General features: G+C 63.2%; 16 protein-coding genes and 1 pseudogene. 11 read left to right on the top strand and 6 right to left on the bottom strand.

The window, feature by feature from the left end:
- Window positions 1–25: 25 nt before the first annotated feature.
- Window positions 26–991, bottom strand: coding sequence for an MBL fold metallo-hydrolase (locus CSZ94_RS19065; RefSeq protein ID WP_102122961.1), 966 nt, complete (start codon window positions 989–991; stop codon window positions 26–28).
- A gap of 86 nt (window positions 992–1,077) precedes the next feature.
- Between CSZ94_RS19065 and CSZ94_RS19060 the strand changes: the two genes are divergently transcribed.
- From CSZ94_RS19060 to CSZ94_RS19020, 9 genes are all read left to right on the top strand, one after another.
- A complete protein-coding gene (locus CSZ94_RS19060) occupies window positions 1,078–1,998 on the top strand; it encodes a LysR family transcriptional regulator (protein ID WP_102122960.1) in 921 nt (306 codons plus the stop codon).
- A 29-nt stretch (window positions 1,999–2,027) separates the two neighbouring features.
- Window positions 2,028–2,447 (top strand): DUF4259 domain-containing protein, encoded by a 420-nt coding sequence (locus CSZ94_RS19055; RefSeq protein WP_102122959.1) that lies wholly within the window; start codon window positions 2,028–2,030, stop codon window positions 2,445–2,447.
- A gap of 117 nt (window positions 2,448–2,564) precedes the next feature.
- The gene (locus tag CSZ94_RS19050; RefSeq protein ID WP_071075558.1) at window positions 2,565–3,443 is read left to right on the top strand and encodes an HlyC/CorC family transporter; all 879 of its coding nucleotides are present in this window, start codon (window positions 2,565–2,567) and stop codon (window positions 3,441–3,443) included.
- 16 nt (window positions 3,444–3,459) lie between these two features.
- A complete protein-coding gene (lnt, locus tag CSZ94_RS19045) occupies window positions 3,460–5,040 on the top strand; it encodes an apolipoprotein N-acyltransferase (protein ID WP_258001086.1) in 1,581 nt (526 codons plus the stop codon).
- A gap of 146 nt (window positions 5,041–5,186) precedes the next feature.
- Window positions 5,187–6,104: a glycine--tRNA ligase subunit alpha gene (glyQ, locus tag CSZ94_RS19040; protein WP_102122958.1), complete on the top strand. Its 918-nt coding sequence runs from the start codon at window positions 5,187–5,189 to the stop codon at window positions 6,102–6,104.
- Window positions 6,105–6,156: 52 nt separating this feature from the next.
- Window positions 6,157–8,259, top strand: coding sequence for a glycine--tRNA ligase subunit beta (gene glyS, locus CSZ94_RS19035; protein WP_102122957.1), 2,103 nt, complete (start codon window positions 6,157–6,159; stop codon window positions 8,257–8,259).
- Window positions 8,259–8,846: a D-glycero-beta-D-manno-heptose 1,7-bisphosphate 7-phosphatase gene (gene gmhB, locus CSZ94_RS19030; RefSeq protein ID WP_102122956.1), complete on the top strand. Its 588-nt coding sequence runs from the start codon at window positions 8,259–8,261 to the stop codon at window positions 8,844–8,846. The genes glyS and gmhB overlap by 1 nt, the downstream gene beginning before the upstream one ends.
- A 16-nt stretch (window positions 8,847–8,862) precedes the next feature.
- Window positions 8,863–9,603 (top strand): lysophospholipid acyltransferase family protein, encoded by a 741-nt coding sequence (locus CSZ94_RS19025; protein WP_100874414.1) that lies wholly within the window; start codon window positions 8,863–8,865, stop codon window positions 9,601–9,603.
- Between the two features lie 44 nt (window positions 9,604–9,647).
- The gene (locus CSZ94_RS19020; protein WP_102122955.1) at window positions 9,648–10,589 is read left to right on the top strand and encodes a M48 family metallopeptidase; all 942 of its coding nucleotides are present in this window, start codon (window positions 9,648–9,650) and stop codon (window positions 10,587–10,589) included.
- Here the strand turns inward: CSZ94_RS19020 and waaA are convergent.
- The 5 genes from waaA to CSZ94_RS18995 form a co-directional block, all read right to left on the bottom strand.
- On the bottom strand, window positions 10,586–11,863 hold the full coding sequence (gene waaA / locus CSZ94_RS19015) for a lipid IV(A) 3-deoxy-D-manno-octulosonic acid transferase (RefSeq protein WP_102122954.1): 1,278 nt from the start codon (window positions 11,861–11,863) through the stop codon (window positions 10,586–10,588). The genes CSZ94_RS19020 and waaA overlap by 4 nt on opposite strands.
- Before the next feature lie 18 nt (window positions 11,864–11,881).
- The gene (gene waaC / locus CSZ94_RS19010; RefSeq protein ID WP_102122953.1) at window positions 11,882–12,904 is read right to left on the bottom strand and encodes a lipopolysaccharide heptosyltransferase I; all 1,023 of its coding nucleotides are present in this window, start codon (window positions 12,902–12,904) and stop codon (window positions 11,882–11,884) included.
- Between the two features lie 4 nt (window positions 12,905–12,908).
- Window positions 12,909–14,291 (bottom strand): phosphomannomutase/phosphoglucomutase, encoded by a 1,383-nt coding sequence (locus tag CSZ94_RS19005; protein WP_102122952.1) that lies wholly within the window; start codon window positions 14,289–14,291, stop codon window positions 12,909–12,911.
- Between the two features lie 93 nt (window positions 14,292–14,384).
- The gene (locus tag CSZ94_RS19000) at window positions 14,385–14,693 is read right to left on the bottom strand and encodes an H-NS histone family protein (protein ID WP_102122951.1); all 309 of its coding nucleotides are present in this window, start codon (window positions 14,691–14,693) and stop codon (window positions 14,385–14,387) included.
- Between the two features lie 129 nt (window positions 14,694–14,822).
- Window positions 14,823–15,053 (bottom strand): hypothetical protein, encoded by a 231-nt coding sequence (locus tag CSZ94_RS18995; protein WP_102122950.1) that lies wholly within the window; start codon window positions 15,051–15,053, stop codon window positions 14,823–14,825.
- 93 nt (window positions 15,054–15,146) lie between these two features.
- Here CSZ94_RS18995 and CSZ94_RS18990 point away from each other — a divergent pair, with 93 nt between their 5' ends.
- Window positions 15,147–15,986, top strand: coding sequence for a symmetrical bis(5'-nucleosyl)-tetraphosphatase (locus CSZ94_RS18990; protein WP_102122949.1), 840 nt, complete (start codon window positions 15,147–15,149; stop codon window positions 15,984–15,986).
- 85 nt (window positions 15,987–16,071) lie between these two features.
- Window positions 16,072–16,219 (top strand): annotated as a pseudogene (locus CSZ94_RS28810) (IS5/IS1182 family transposase); the annotation flags it as partial.

Here is a 16,219-nt window from a genome sequence, read left to right as displayed (position 1 = left end):
GGCACGCGCCGGCTTTTTTACGGCATCACCAGGCGCTGTAATTGGCAGGCAGCCAGCGGTAGCCATCGCCCTTCTCATCCCTGGCGATATGGCCGATGCCGGGGAAACTCAGATGCGCCGCGCCGACCCAGTAACCGTTTTTCGCCGCATCGGCCATCTCGCCGGCGCGCTGCGCTTTCGCCATGGCCGCATCGACATCGAAACGGATGGTGGTGCCCGGGTGCGCAAACTGCACCGCGCCCGCATGCAGCATGTCGCCCAGCAGCAGCAGTTTTTGCCCGCCGCTTTCCACCGCATAGTAACTGTGGCCAGGCGTGTGGCCATGGGCGACCACCGCGCGGATGCCGGGCACGATCTCGGCGCCGCCCTGGAACGGGGTCAGCTTGCCGGCCGCCACATACGGCGCCAGCATGGCCTGTGCTTCGTCAAAACCGTGGCGCTGGCCTTCGGCGACACTGGCCTGGTTGGCCCGGTTCAGCCAGAAGTCGCTGTCCTGACGGTCCACATACACTTGCGCGTTCGGGAACAGCCGCTGGCCATCGTGCGACAGGCCGCCCGAATGGTCGGCATGGATATGCGTGAGCAGCACCGCATCGATCTGTTCGGGTGCGTAACCGGCATTGCGCAGGCTGCGCTGCAAGCGGCCCGCCTGCGCGCCCATCGGCAGGCCAAACAGGTCGCCCGCGCCCGTATCGACCAGCACCAGCTGCTTGCCGGTATTGATCAGAAAGGCATTGATCGAGGTTTCCGTCATCGGCTGCAAATGTGCCGCGCGCAGGCTGGCGGCCAGCGCGGCGGGCTTGATCTCGGTCAGCAGCTTGTCGAGCGGGATGGTGACGGTGCCGTCGGACAGCGCCGTGACCTGGAACTGGCCCAGCATCATGCGGTAGATGCCGGGTGCCGGCGTCTGGTCAACTGGGGCGGCGGCCAGCGCCGCATGGGATAACGTCAGGCCGGCAAGCAGCGCGGCCAGGGGTTTGATGGCAAACATGGAATCTCTTTCAAAAATGGTGATACGGCAGTAGACTCCTTCCCGACACATAAATGAAATTGATTATTTGAATTGGAGCCATCCAAATGCTGGATATTCGCGGTGTCGACCTGCCCCTGCTGGTATCGCTCGACGTGCTGCTGGAAGAAAAACACGTGACGCGCGCGGCCGCCCGGCTGCACCTGAGCCAGCCCGCCATGTCGGCCCAGCTGGCCCGGCTGCGCGCACTGTTCGACGACGCCCTGCTGGTGCCGGCCGATTCCGGGCGCGGCATGCTGGCCACGCCGCGCGCGCTTCAATTGCAGGCGCCGCTACGTACGGCGCTGGCGATGTTGGGGCAAGCCGTGCGCCGCGATGCGCCGCCGTTCGATCCGCGCACGGCCCAGCGTACCTTTCATATCGCCGGCAACGACAACGCCGTGCTGATGCTGATGCTGCCGGTGGTGCAGCAGGTGGCGGCGTTCGGCGGGCCAGGCTTGAAGCTGGCGTTCCGCACGCCCGAACCGGCACAGCTGGCCGGGCAGATGGAACGCGGCGAGATCGACCTGCTGGTCGGTGGCAGCCGCTTTGTCCCCGCCACCCTGGACAAGAGCCCGGTACTGCTGGTCGAACACCGCATGGCGCAGCGCAAGGGCCATCCGCGCGGCACCGGGCCGCTGGACCTGGACAGCTATTGCGCGCTGCGCCATATCGTCGTCTCGACCAATGGCAGCTTCCATGCCTTCATGGATGAACAACTGGCGCAGCAAGGCCGCACGCGCAGCGTACCGATCGCCGTGGCCCAGTACAACCTGGTGCCGCCGATGCTGGTGGCCACGGACCTGGTCTGTACGCTGCCGTCACGCTTCCTGGAGCGCTTTGAAGGCCAGCTCGACACGTTTGATTTGCCATTGAGCGTGCCGGCGCTGGATCTGTCGCTGGCCTGGCATCCGCGCAGCGAGCACGATGCGGGTTTGCGCTGGCTGCGCGAACAGGTGGTGGCCAGCAGCCAGGGCATGCCACAATAGCACCATCGCACAACTACGCAAGGACAACTATGGGCACCTGGGCACTGCACGCCTTCGGCAACGACTACGCCATGGATTGGGCGCAGGATTTGCACGAATACAAAACCCTGGAACTGGTCGAGACGACGCTCGACAACGTCATCGACAGCACGGAGGCGGCGCTGGAAGCGCCGTTCGCCGCCGAAGCGCTGGCCGCACTGGAAGTGATCGCGCGCCTGCAAGGCAAGCCGGGCGAGGATGACCCGGCCACGGCGGAAGTGGACGAATGGGTGGCCGCCTGCAAGAAGAAAGTCACGCCGCCGCTGCTGGAAAAAGCGCGCCTGGCGCTGGACAAGATCGTGGCGGAAACGTCGGAACTGCGCCAGCTGTGGCAGGACAGCGAGCATTGCGCCGACTGGCTGGCGGACGTGGCGCACTTGCGCACACGCGTGCTGGGCCAGAACGCCTGAAACATCGGGCAACGGCGCACTTCAGCGTATTAAATTTGCATCAAAAGCGGGGAAATCCGGTATTGCCCCACTTTTGGTGTATCCTATATCCCTTCGCAACAACGGCTCACGCCTCCTATGCCCGAGCATCCTAGTGGCGTCAGAACTGACGTCAAGCCCCACCGGTCACTGTTTGAACGCCTGACCGCACTCATATCCCCCGAGCCAGAGAACCGTGCAGAATTGCTCGATGTTCTACACGATGCGCATGAACGCAAGCTGATCGACGCCGACGCCCTGTCGATGATCGAAGGCGTGTTCCAGGTATCGGATCTCTGCGCGCGCGACATCATGATTCCCCGCTCGCAAATGGATGTCATCGACATCAGCAAGCCGATCGAGGAATGGATGCCGGAAGTCCTGTCGACCGCCCACTCGCGCTTCCCCGCGATCGAAGGCGAGCGCGACAAGGTCATCGGCATCCTGCTGGCGAAAGACTTGCTGCGTTATTACGCAGAAGAAACTTTCGACGTGCGCGACATGCTGCGCCCCGCCATCTTCATCCCGGAATCGAAACGCCTGAATGTGCTGCTGCGCGATTTTCGCGCCAACCACAATCACATGGCCATCGTCGTCGATGAATACAGCGGCGTCGCCGGCCTGATCACCATCGAAGACGTGCTGGAACAGATCGTCGGCGATATCGAGGACGAATACGACTTCGACGAAGCCGAGGACAACATCCTCTCGCTCAAGGAAGGCCAGTTCGGCCCCCGCTGGCGCGTCAAGGCGCTGACCGAGATCGAACAGTTCAACGAAGAAGTGGGCAGCCACCTGGTCGACGACGACGTCGACACCATCGGCGGCCTGGTTTCCAAGTACTTGGGCCGCATGGCGCACAAGGGCGATATTTTCGACCTGGGCAATCTGCGCTTCGAGGTGCTGCGCGCCGACGCGCGCCAGGTGCACGTGCTGCTCGTCGAGCGCCTGCCCAACGTGCCGGAACTGGAACTCTGACATGCGCGTGCTGTAAATGCGTTTCAGACGCTTAGATCCCAACGCCCCCGCCAAACCGCCCCGCAGCACCTGGGCGCGCATGCTGACGGCTGCCGTTGCCGGTGCCGTTGCGGTGCTGGCGTTCGCCCCATTCGGCTACTGGCCCCTGCAAATCCTCAGCCTGGGCGTACTGTTCTACCAGGTACTGCGCGCGGCGAACGTCAAGCACGGTGCGCTCATCGGCTGGGCCTATGGCTTCGGCTGGTGCGCGGCCGGCACGCACTGGCTGTACATCTCCATGCACCGCCATGGCGACATGGCCGTACCTTTCGCGGCCATCGCCGTGGCGCTGCTGGCCCTCTTGATGGCCATTTACGTGGCCCTGGCCATGGGGGCGGCCGCCTGGCTGCGCCAGCGCTGGGTGCTGTCCCTGCCCGCCATGACCCTGCTGGTGCTGCCTGCGACGTGGACCCTGTTCGAATGGACGCGCGGCTGGCTGTTTACGGGTTTTCCGTGGCTGGCCACGGGCTATGCCCACAATGTCGGCCCGCTGGCCGGCTATGCCCCCATCGTCGGCGCGTACGGCCTGGGCTGGCTGGCGGCGCTGTCCGCCGGCGCCCTGCTGTTGCTGACCCACCGCACGCGCTGGACAGCACTGGGCGGCGTCATCGCGCTGTACGCGGCCGGCATCGGCTTACAGTACGTGAACTGGACCCATCCTGTCGGACGCCCGATCACGGTGCGCCTGTTGCAGGGCAATGTGCCGCAGCAGCAGAAATTCGATCCCGGCTTCGTGCTGGGCGCCTTGCAGATGTACCAGAACGCCATCACCAGCGCGCCGGCCGATCTGATCGCCACGCCGGAAACGGCCGTCACCGTGCTGCCGCACCAGCTGCCGCCCGGCTATCTGGATAGCTTGGCGACTTATTCGCAACAGACGGGCAGCACGATCCTGGTCGGCATGCCCGTGCTCGACGAACAGCAACGCTTTTACAATGCGGCGCTGGGGATCACGCCACAAGGCGCGCCAGGCCCCTACTACCAGTACCGCAAGCACCATTTGGTGCCGTTCGGCGAATTCGTGCCGCCCGGCCTGCACTGGTTTGTCGCCATGATGGCCATCCCGCTGGGCGACATGGGCCGCGGCGCCGACGTGCAGGCGCCGCTGCAGGTGCGCGACCAGCTGGTGCTGCCGAATATCTGCTACGAAGACCTGTTTGGCGAGGAAATCGCCGGCCAGCTGGCCAGCGCCCACCGCAATGGCAAGCAGTCGGCCTCGGTGCTGCTGAATATCTCGAACCTGGCCTGGTTTGGCGATTCGATCGCCATCCCGCAACATCTGCAGATTTCGCAGATGCGCAGCCTGGAAACGGGCCGCCCCATGCTGCGCTCGACGAACACGGGCGCCACCGCCGTCATCGACGGCAAAGGCGTGGTGCAAAGCCTGCTGCCGCCGGAACAGCAAGCCACGCTGGCAGCCAAGGTGCAAGGCATGGGCGGCATGACGCCATACATTCTGTATGGCAATAAACTGGTGCTGGCCCTGGCCGCGCTGGCCCTGCTGACCGCCTTCCTGCTGTCGCGCGCCGCCCGCCGTGGCAGCATCGCGCAGCAATAAGCGGCCGATATCGCCCGAAGAGTCACAGTGGGCCCGTAAAAACCGCTAAAATTAGCAAAACTCCGGCCCGGACGCGCTTGTTAGCAGCGTGCGGGTTTCAAGCAAACCTTAACAAAGCGCAGCCTCCCGCGCGGCGAACTCATACGATGCTCACATTTCAACAAATTATCCTGACCTTGCAAACCTATTGGGACAAGCAAGGTTGCGCCCTGCTCCAGCCTTACGACATGGAAGTCGGCGCCGGCACCTTCCACACCGGCACCTTCCTGCGTGCGATTGGCCCGGAACCCTGGCGCGCCGCGTATGTGCAGCCGTCGCGCCGCCCGAAAGATGGCCGCTATGGCGAAAACCCGAACCGCATGCAGCACTACTACCAGTACCAGGTGGTCTTGAAGCCGGCGCCGGAAAACATCCTCGACCTGTATCTGGGTTCGCTGGCCGCGCTGGGCCTGGACCTGCAACAGAATGACGTGCGCTTCGTCGAAGACGACTGGGAAAGTCCGACCCTGGGCGCCTGGGGCCTGGGCTGGGAAGTCTGGCTGAACGGCATGGAAGTGACCCAATTTACCTACTTCCAGCAAGTGGGCGGCCTCGATTGCAAGCCCGTGCTGGGCGAGATCACCTACGGCATCGAACGCCTGGCCATGTATCTGCAAGGCGTGGAAAACGTGTATGACCTGGTCTGGACCGAGTGGGAAGAAAACGGTGTGACGAAGAAGCTGACGTACGGCGACGTCTTCCACCAGAACGAAGTGGAGCAATCGACCTACAACTTCGAGCACGCGAATACGGACCTGCTGTTCGAACAGTTCAGCAACTACGAAGCGGAGGCGAAGCGCCTGATCGAGCTGCAACTGACCCTGCCTGCCTACGAAAAAATCATGAAGGCTTCGCACAGCTTCAATATGCTGGACGCGCGTGGCGCCATCTCGGTGACGGAACGCGCCGCCTATATCGGCCGCGTGCGCACCCTGTCGCGCCTGGTGGCGCAAGCGTATTACGACTCGCGCGAGCGCCTCGGTTTCCCCATGCTGCCCGCCGCAGACCAAGCCGCCGCCGCTTAATTCGAGCCTCCATCATTCGAGCCTCTACACCGCCGTACCAGACAAGAACACCATGAACCAAACACTGCTCATCGAACTGCTGACCGAAGAACTGCCGCCGAAAGCGCTGGCCAAACTGGGCGCCGCCTTCACGGCCGGCATCGTCAATGGCCTGAAAGCGCGCGACTTCCTGGAAGCCGACAGCGTCGCCACCAGCTACGCCTCGCCGCGCCGCCTGGCCGTCTCCATCACCAACGTACGTGAAGTCTCGCCCGACAAATCCATCCGTGAAAAAGTCTTGCCCGTCTCCGTGGCGCTGGACGCGAACGGCAACGGCACGCCGCCGCTGGCCAAGAAACTGGCCGCGCTGGGCTTCCCCGAACTGACGGTGGCCGAGCTGGAACGCGCCGTCGACGGCAAGGCCGAAAGCTTCTTCTACACCTACACGGCGCCAGGCAGCCAGCTCACCACCGGCGCGCAGGCTGCCCTGAGCGAATCGGCCGCCAAGCTGCCGATTCCAAAACTGATGAGCTATCAGCGTCCGGACGGCACGACCGTGCAATTCGTGCGCCCGGCCCACAGCCTGATCGCCCTGCATGGCATCAATATCCTGCCTTTGACTTTGCTGGGACTCACCGCCGGCCGCACGACCCTGGGCCACCGCTTCCTGACCGACGGCGCGCCGATCACCATCGCGCACGCGGAAAACTATGCGGCCTCCCTGATCCTCAACGCCAGCGTCATCGCCAGCAACGAGGAGCGCAAGGAGCGCATCCGCGCCCAGTTGCTGGACAAGGCCGGGGCCGACCAGGTGCTGATGCCCGAAGCGCTGCTCGACGAAGTGACGGCCCTGGTCGAATGGCCAGTCGTATATGAATGCCACTTCGAGGAAGAGTTCCTGGCCGTGCCGCAGGAATGCCTGATCCTCACCATGCAGACGAACCAGAAGTATTTTGCGCTGACCGACAGCGAAGGCAAGCTGCGCTCGCGCTTCCTGATCGTCTCCAACATCGAAACCAGCACGCCGGAGCACATCATCGGCGGCAACGAGCGCGTCGTGCGCCCGCGCCTGTCCGACGCCAAGTTCTTCTTCGAGCAAGACAAGAAAAAAACATTGGCATCGCGTTTGCCGCTGCTGGCCAACGTGGTCTACCACAACAAGCTGGGCACGCAAGCGGCCCGCACAGAGCGCGTCAAGTCACTGGCCGGCGCCATCGCCGCCAAGCTGAAATACGACGTGGCCCTGGCCGAACGCGGTGCCCTGCTGGCCAAGGCCGATTTGCTGACCGACATGGTGGGCGAATTCCCCGAACTGCAAGGCATCATGGGCACGTATTACGCGCGCCATGACGGCGAGCCGGAAGAAGTGGCGTTGGCCGCTTCCGAACACTACCAGCCGCGCTTTGCCGGCGACGCCCTGCCGTCCACCGCCACCGGCACCGCCGTGGCCCTGGCCGACAAGCTGGAAACCCTGGTCGGCATCTGGGCTATCGGCCTGGCGCCGACGGGCGACAAGGACCCGTTCGCGCTGCGCCGCCATGCGCTGGGCGTGCTGCGCATGCTGCTGGAAAAGCGTTTGCCCCTGTCGATCCAGAGCTTGCTGGGCGACGCGGCTGCGCAATTTGCCGCCATCCCCGGCTTCAAGGACCCGGTGGCGGACGTCACCACCTTCATGCTGGACCGCCTGCGCGGCATCCTGCGCGAACGCGGTTTCTCGCCGAATGAAATCGAAGCCGTCGTGGCGCAAAATCCGGACCGCCTGGACGACATCGTGCAGCGCCTGGAAGCCGTGCAGGCGTTTGCCGCCCTGCCGGAAAGCGCCTCGCTGGCGGCAGCCAACAAGCGCATCACGAACATCCTGAAAAAGAACGAGGAAGCCGTCAACCAGGTCGCCGCCGGTGGCGTGAACGTGGCGCTGCTGCAGGACGAAGCGGAGAAAAAACTCGCCGCCGCCGTCTCGCGCGTGCAGCCGGAAGTCGACGCGGCCTTCGCCAAGGGCGACTTCACCAGCACCCTGCAAACGCTGGCGCAGCTGCGCGACGACGTCGATGGCTTCTTCAACGACGTGATGGTAATGGCCGAGGAGGTCGCCCTGCGCAACAACCGCCTGGCCTTGCTGTCGTCGCTGCACGGCATGATGAACCGCGTGGCCGACATTTCCAAGCTGGCGGCATAATGGGCACTCCGGCGCTGAAACTGATTATTCTCGACCGCGACGGCGTCATTAATCATGACTCGCCGGACTTCATCAAGTCGCCGGCCGAATGGCTGCCGATTCCCGGTTCGCTCGAAGCGATCGCCCGCCTGAACCAGGCTGGTTATCGCGTCATCGTCGCCTCGAACCAGTCGGGGATCGCGCGCGAATACTTCGACATGACGGTGCTGAACGCGATCCACCAGAAGATGCACACTCTGGCGCAGCAAGTGGGCGCCGATATCGACGCCATCTTCTTTTGCCCGCACGCGGGGGCGGACAATTGCGACTGCCGCAAGCCGAAACCGGGCATGTTCCATGAAATCTCGAAGCGCTACAACACCAGCCTGAAAGGCGTGCCCACCGTTGGCGATTCGCTGCGCGACCTGCAGGCAGGTTTCATCAGCGGCTGCGTGCCCTACCTGGTCCTGACGGGCAAGGGCGAAAAAACCAGCGAAACGGGTGGCCTGCCGCCTGGCACCCAAGTCTTCCCCGACCTGGCCGCCGTGGTCAGCCACCTGCTCAAGGCGCCAGCGGCGCCAGCGCCCACCGTGGCATTCAGTATCTAATTTTCGGAGAACCGCATTGCGTAATATTTCCCTGTTCCTGCGATCCCTGCTGTTCATGACCATCATGATCGTGGCCACCATCGTCTGGGCCTGCGTGTGCTTTTTTGCCGCGCCATTGAGCTACAACAAGCGCTATTGGGTCACTTCTCGCTGGAACGTGTTTATCCTGTGGTGCGCCAAGGTCATTTGCGGCATCCGCTATGAAGTCAAGGGTGCCGAGAACTTCCCGGATGCGCCGGCCATCGTGCTGTCAAAGCACCAGTCGGCATGGGAAACCATCTTCTTGCTGCCCAGCCTGCCCCGTCCGCTGGTGTATGTGTTCAAGAAGGAGATCCTGTACATCCCCTTCTTCGGCTGGGCCATGGCGCTGCTGCGCATGATCCCCATTGACCGCAAACAGGGCAAGCATGCGTTCAAAAGCGTGGTCGCGCATGGCAAACGCCGCCTGGCCGACGGCCAATGGATTATCATGTTCCCCGAAGGCACCCGCATTCCGGTGGGCCAGGCGGGCAAGTACAAGAGCGGCGGCACGCGCCTGGCAATCGCCACGGGCGCCGTGGTGGTGCCGATTGCGCATAATTCAGGCGAGTGCTGGCCCAAGCAATCATTCCTCAAACGCCCGGGACTGATCACCGTCTCGATAGGCAAACCGATTTCGCCGGAAGGGCAAACCCCGGACAGCATGATGCAACAGGTGGAAAATTGGATAGAATCAGAAATGCGCGTCATTTCGCCTCACGCCTACAACGCTGGCTAGACGGCATCAGCGCGGTCATCCAGGAGCCGACCCTGCGCCAGCAGATGAAGACCATCAAGGTCGGCGACCAGCAACTGGACCTGTTCGCGCACGACGTCTCGACCAGCACGCCCCCGGCGGTGCGCCCCACGGCACCGCCAGCGCCGCCCGTGGCGCCGCCGCTTCACGTTCCAGCGTGGCCGGTAGCGCCCGTGCCACCCGTCGCTCTTCCTTCATCCCCTCCCCTGCCTTCCCCGCCACGCCCTGCCGATGGCCCACCACTGCGTCAGTTGCAGCTGGGCAGCCACCTGGTCGAATTCGCCCTGCGCCGCTCAACGCGCCGTTCCATCGGCTTCATGATCGACGATAACGGCTTGCGCGTGACCGCACCCAAGCGCGTCACCCTGGCCGAAATCGACAATGCTATCCGCGCCAAGCAAGGCTGGATCGTCTCGAAGCTGCTGGAACGGGGAGAGCGCAAGGTGCAGCGCCAGCAGCGCCCGCCCGTGGCATGGGTCGATGGTGCCGTGCTGCCCTACCTCGGTGGCGAAATCACCTTGCGATTGCATCAGGCACCGCGCCACCGCGCCAGCTTCCAGCGCGAGACGAATGAATTGCACGTATGGGTCACGCCCACGGGCAGCGAACAGCAGTTGAAGGAAAAAGTGAAGGGCTGGTTCCAGCATGAAGCGCGCCAGCTGTTCGAAGCGCGCCTGGACCTGTATGCGGACAAGCTGGGCGTGCGCTACGATGCATTATCGCTATCCTCGGCCGGCACGCGCTGGGGCAGCTGCACCATCGAGCGCAAGATCCGCCTGAACTGGCGCCTGATCCACTTCGCCCTGCCGCTGATCGACTACGTGGTGGCGCACGAACTGTCGCACTTGCTGGAAATGAACCACAGCGCCCGCTTCTGGGCCACCGTGGAATCGATCTATCCCGATTACGATGGCGCCAAGCAGGCGCTGAGAAAACGCTCGCAGGAACTCCCCGTTTTGTTCAATTAAACGGGCAGCAGGGTCTTGATGGCCGCAATCGTGCGCGGCGTGGCGCCCCGATGCTGCGCCGCGAAGGCCAGCGCCTTTTGTCCCATCGACGCCAGCTGCGCGGGGTTTTGCAGCAAGACTGACGCCTGCGCCATCAACGCGTCGGTATCGGCCACCCGGGCGGCGCCGCCAGCGGCAATCGCTTGCTCGGTCACCAGCGCAAAATTGAAGGTGTGGGGGCCGATCAGCACAGGTTTGCCTAGGGCCGCCGGCTCGATCAGGTTTTGCCCGCCCAGCGGCAGCAGGCTGCCGCCCACAAAAGCGCAATCGCAGGCCGCGTAATACGCAAACATCTCGCCCATCGAGTCACCCAGCAGCACCTGCGTGTCCGCCGCCACAAAATCATCCTGCGCCAGGGCGGACCTGCGCTGCACGGCCAGGCCGTGCGCCAGCACCAGTTTTTCCACCTCATCGAAGCGCTGCGGATGGCGCGGCACGATCAGCAGCAGCACGTTGGCGGGCAGGCTGGCGCGGGCAAAGGCATCAAGAATCAATGGCTCTTCGCCTTCACGCGTGCTGGCGCACAGCAGCACGGCGCGTGCACCTATCGCACCGAGCAGCCAGGCGCCCGTCGCCAGGGCCGCCTCGGGCACGACGACGTCGAACTTGATGCTGCCCGTGACGACCACGTCCTGCACGCCCAGCTGGCGCACGCGATCGGCGTCGTCCTGCGTCTGCGCCGCCACCAGAGTGATGCCGCGCGCCGCATCGGTAATGAGCTTGCCCAGCCGCTGCGCCTTGCCCAGCGAACGCTGCGACAATCGCGCATTGGCCAGCACCACGGGCACGCCGTGGCGATTGCATTGGTAGATCAAATTCGGCCACACTTCCGTCTCCATCAGGATGCAGATGCGCGGCGCGAAATGGCGGATGAAACTGGCCGGCATGGCGCCCGTGTCGTATGGCAGGTAGCTTTGTACCAGGCGCGCACCGTGCTTGGCGAACAGGGTTTTACCGGTCGCACGTCCCGTCGGCGTCATGTGCGTGAGGACGATGCGGCATGCGGGCCATGCGGCCAGCAGCGCATCGATCAGCGGCTCGGCCGCGCGCGTCTCGCCGACGGACACGGCATGCAGCCAGAGCGTGGGAATCAGTGGTTTTGCCTGGCGGCCGTAGCAGCCCAGGCGCTCGCCCCAGTGCTGGCGGTAGCCGGGCTCCCGGCGTCCGCGCAGCCACAGCCGCGCCAGCACCAGGGGCAAGGCCAGCCACCAGGCAAGTGTATAAAGAAGTCGCATGATTGTTTAACGTTGACGTCAGGCGGGAGGATGCTCGGCCAGCAGGCGCTGCGCCGCGGCCAGCACTTCCGGCACGCCGGGCGGCGCGCCTTTGTCGCCCAGGTTGATGATGTTCGGCGACCAGTTTCCTTCCGTTTTCCACAGCGGCGAATCGGCATAGATTTCCACCGTCGGACGCAGGAAGGCGGCGGCGATATGCGTCAGGCCCGTATCGACGCCGATCACCAGCGCCGCATGGCGTGCCAGCAAGGTGGCGTCGCCCATCGACAGTTTCGGCAGCACGCGCGCGTTCGGCAGGCTGGCCGCCAATTGTTCGGCTTCCGCCTTTTCCTTGGACGAACCCCAGGGCAGCAAAATCGGCATGGGCGCGAGCGCGTGTCCGAGGGCGATCCAGTTCTGCGGCGCCCATTTCTTGGCGTCGCGCGCGGTGCCGTGGAAATACACGCAAAACGGCGCAGCGCCCATCCAGTCCGGGCGCGGCTCGCTGCCTGACACTGACGGCAAGCCGAAATCGGCCGGCGTATCGACCGTGTAGCCGAGTGCGGCGGCGGCCACCAGGCGGCCACGCGCTACCGCATGCGTACGCGGGTCGAGCGGAATGCTTTTGGTATGAAACAGGCGCGAAATGCCCTCGTAGCCGGAACCTTCGCTGCCGTTCGCCAGGCCGACCTTCTGTCCGCCAGGCGCCAGGCGCGCTGCGCCCATGATGATGCCCGTCTTGAGCAAGCCTTGGGTATCGAACACATAATCGTAGCGCGTCTGGCGCAGGCTGCGGAAGAAGGCGGCGATTTCCGCGCGCGTCTCCTTCTTGCCCAGGCTTTTGCGCCAGCGCCGCAGTGCAAACGGGAAGATGGTATTCACACGGGGGTTCAGGCGCACCAGGCTGGTGTAGCCTTCCTCGACCACCCAGTCGATGGTCGCATCCGGATAATAGCGGGCGATGTCTGCCACCATCGGCAGGTTATGCAGCACGTCGCCCAGCGAAGATACCCGCACCAGCAGGATTTTCAAGGGCGCCTGTGCGCCAGATTGACCGGCCATGCTGTCAGAAGGGCAGAACGGCGTCAGGCTTGGCGGCCAATATCACGCTCTTGAACTGTCCCTGGATGCGCGCCAGGGCTTGCGGCGTTTCCGCTTCGAAGCGCATGACGATCACCGGCGTGGTGTTCGACGAGCGGGCCAGGCCAAAGCCGTCCGCGTATTCCACGCGCAAGCCGTCGATGGTGATGATCTGTTCATTGCCGGGGAAGACGGCATCGCGGCGCAGCATGTCCATCAACGCGACATTCTCGCCTTCCTTCAGTTCCAGATGCAGTTCCGGCGTGCTGTCGGACTGCGGCAGAGAGTTCAACAGGGCCGAAGGATCGGCTTCGCGGGTGAGGATTTCCAGCAGGCGCGCGGCCGAATACAGGCCGTCGTCGAAACCGTACCAGCGGTCCTTGAAGAAGATATGGCCGCTCATTTCGCCGCCCAGCGGCGCACCCGTTTCACGCAGCTTGGCTTTCACCAGCGAGTGGCCCGTCTTGTACATCAGCGGCACGCCGCCATGCTTGCTGATCCACGGTGCCAGGTGGCGCGTGCATTTGACGTCATACAAAATCTGCGCGCCCGGATGGCGGGTCAGCACGTCGGCAGCAAACAACATCATCTGGCGGTCAGGGTAGATGATCTGGCCATCCTTGGTGACCACGCCCAGGCGGTCGCCGTCACCGTCGAAGGCGATGCCGATTTCCGCATCCGTCTCGGCCAGGCAGCGGATCAGGTCTTGCAGGTTTTCCGGATGCGCCGGGTCCGGATGGTGGTTAGGGAAATTGCCATCGACGTCGCAGAACAATTCGATGACCTCGCAGCCCATGCCGCGGAACAGGTCGCCGGCAAATGCGCCGGCCACGCCATTGCCGCAGTCGACGGCAATCTTGATCGGGCGCGCCAGCTTGACGTCGCCCAGGATGCGCTCCAGGTAGGCGGCACGAATATCGTGCGTGGCATATGCTCCCGGCTTAGCGCTGGCGCTGCCGTCGTGGGCGACGATGCTGTGGTACAGAGCCTGGATCGCTACACCATGGATCGCTTCGCCCGCCAGCACCATCTTGAAACCGTTGTAATCGGGTGGATTGTGGCTGCCCGTGACCATGATGCCGGAGCGCGTGTCGAGCACATTCGTGCCGAAATAAACCATCGGAGTGGCAACCACGCCCAGGTCGATCACGTCGACGCCTGCGGCCTGCAAGCCCTGCGCCAGCGCCGCCGTCAGTTCAGGCCCCGAGAGGCGGCCATCGCGGCCGATCACGACCCGCTGATCACCCTTGGCCAGGGCTGCCTGGCCAAATGCCTGACCGATCTTATAGGCCACGCTGGCATCGAGGGTTTTAGCGATGATGCCGCGAATATCGTAGGCTTTGAAGATCGTTCTGGACAATGGAAGCATGGTATGGGCGCTATAAGTAAGGGTATCAATAGGGAGCCTGGCAAGGTGCAGCGCGCGGCTGGCAGCTTGCCACTGCGCCAAGAGTATACCGAATTATACGCGCAGCAGATCGATGGACTTGCCCGATTCCACCCATTGTTTGACCCACAGCGGCTGGCGGCCACGGCCTGTCCATTGTAGAGTGGCATTGTCAGGATGGCGGTAACGTACCGCAACTTTGCCCGTGCGCGGATGCAAGCCGTCGAGTATCAGCTGTTTCAGCGGAATGCCCGCTTGCTGCGCGATGGCCATGATTTGTTCGCGCGCCTTGTTCAAGTCTTCACGCTCGCGGCTGTTCAATTCCAGCTTCACATTATCTTCCAGCTTGCGCAATTCCAGCATCTTCATCGTTGACAGATCCATCCCGTATATCCTTTGCATTGTTAATTAATATAATCACGTGGAATATACTACATTGCATAAATATTTGCGCACCGTGCATAATCCCTCGTCGCTGGAATCACGGACCTGAATTTATTTACCTGTTCAATATTAAGATTCAATGAAGAATATGTCGTAGCCGCGCGTGGAAAATAAATAAACATGGATGATTGGCCTTCCGGCATGGGTGAGCATCTTGCTCGCAAAGACTGCCTGGTGTAGCCGCCCATGCCAGCGGCGCAGCAGAAAATGATTATCGATATAAGACAGCGGGACATTTGGAAAAAAATAAATGTCGACACAGAATAAGCCGCGCCCGGTTTTTTCCTTCCAGCCGGCCATTCGCACAATCAGGCACCAGCCGGGAATGCACCCGACGATTAAGGGCAGCCACGCTTATAATGCAAGCGCGTAGTTCACTTCACCTCGGCACCTATGAAAACTTACTTTATCGGCGATCTGCAAGGCTGCCATGCACAAACCGTCGAACTGATCGAACGGATCCAGACGGCGGCAGAAGGCCCGTACCGGCTCCTGTTCGCGGGCGACCTGATCAATCGTGGCCCGGCATCGCTGGCCACCCTGCGCCATGTGCATGCGCTGGCGCAGCAGGGACTGGCCGACAGCGTCCTGGGCAACCATGACTTGCACTTGCTGGCTGTGGCCAACGGCATCCGCCCGGAGCATGCGTCCGATACGCTGACCGAGATCCTCGACGCGCCTGATCGCGATGAGTTGATCACCTGGCTGCGCCACCGTCCGCTCGCCTTGCAGCAGCAGGGCCATGTGCTCGTGCATGCGGGCTTGCTGCCGCAATGGAGCGCGGCACAGGCCCTGTCCCTGGGCGAGGAAGTGTCCACCATGCTACGCAGCGACGCCTGGGTAGCGTTCCTGCGCAACATGTACGGCAACGAGCCGGCCGCCTGGCACGACGACCTGCAGGGCGCCGACCGGCTGCGCTGCATCGTCAACGCCATGACGCGGCTGCGCTTTTGCACGCCGGGCGGCGTGATGGACTTCAAGATGAAGGAGAGCGGCAGCGCGCCGCCGGGCTCCGGCCTGCTGCCCTGGTTCGACGTACCGGGCCGGCGCAGCGCCGGCGACACCATCGTCTTCGGACACTGGTCGGCGCTGGGACTGCAGTTGCAACCCCACCTGATCGGCCTCGATAGTGGCTGCGTCTGGGGGGGGAAGCTGTCCGCCGTGTGCCTGCAAGACCGCTCGCTGCTGCAAGTCGACTGTCCCGCATTCCAGCAGCACAGTGGCAAGCGCTAACAGGGTGTTGAATTAATCGCCGTGCCCGTCAACCATCACGGGCCGGTAAACGTTGTTTCATCAGCCCCACTTTCCCACCGCCATCATGCGCAAGACCGACGTCACACAGCACTCTCTGTACAGTTACCGCTCGTTGGAGGAACGCATCCCGGATGCGCATCCCTTGCGCAAATTGCGAGTACTGGTCGATGCCATCCTGGCCAACATGAACGATGATTTCCAGGCGCTGTATT

This window comes from Janthinobacterium sp. ROICE36 (genome assembly GCF_002869965.1).
Lineage (GTDB): Bacteria > Pseudomonadota > Gammaproteobacteria > Burkholderiales > Burkholderiaceae_D > Janthinobacterium.
The sequence above is the reverse complement of the archived record's forward strand: the minus strand, read 5'-3'. Positions and strand labels throughout refer to the sequence as shown.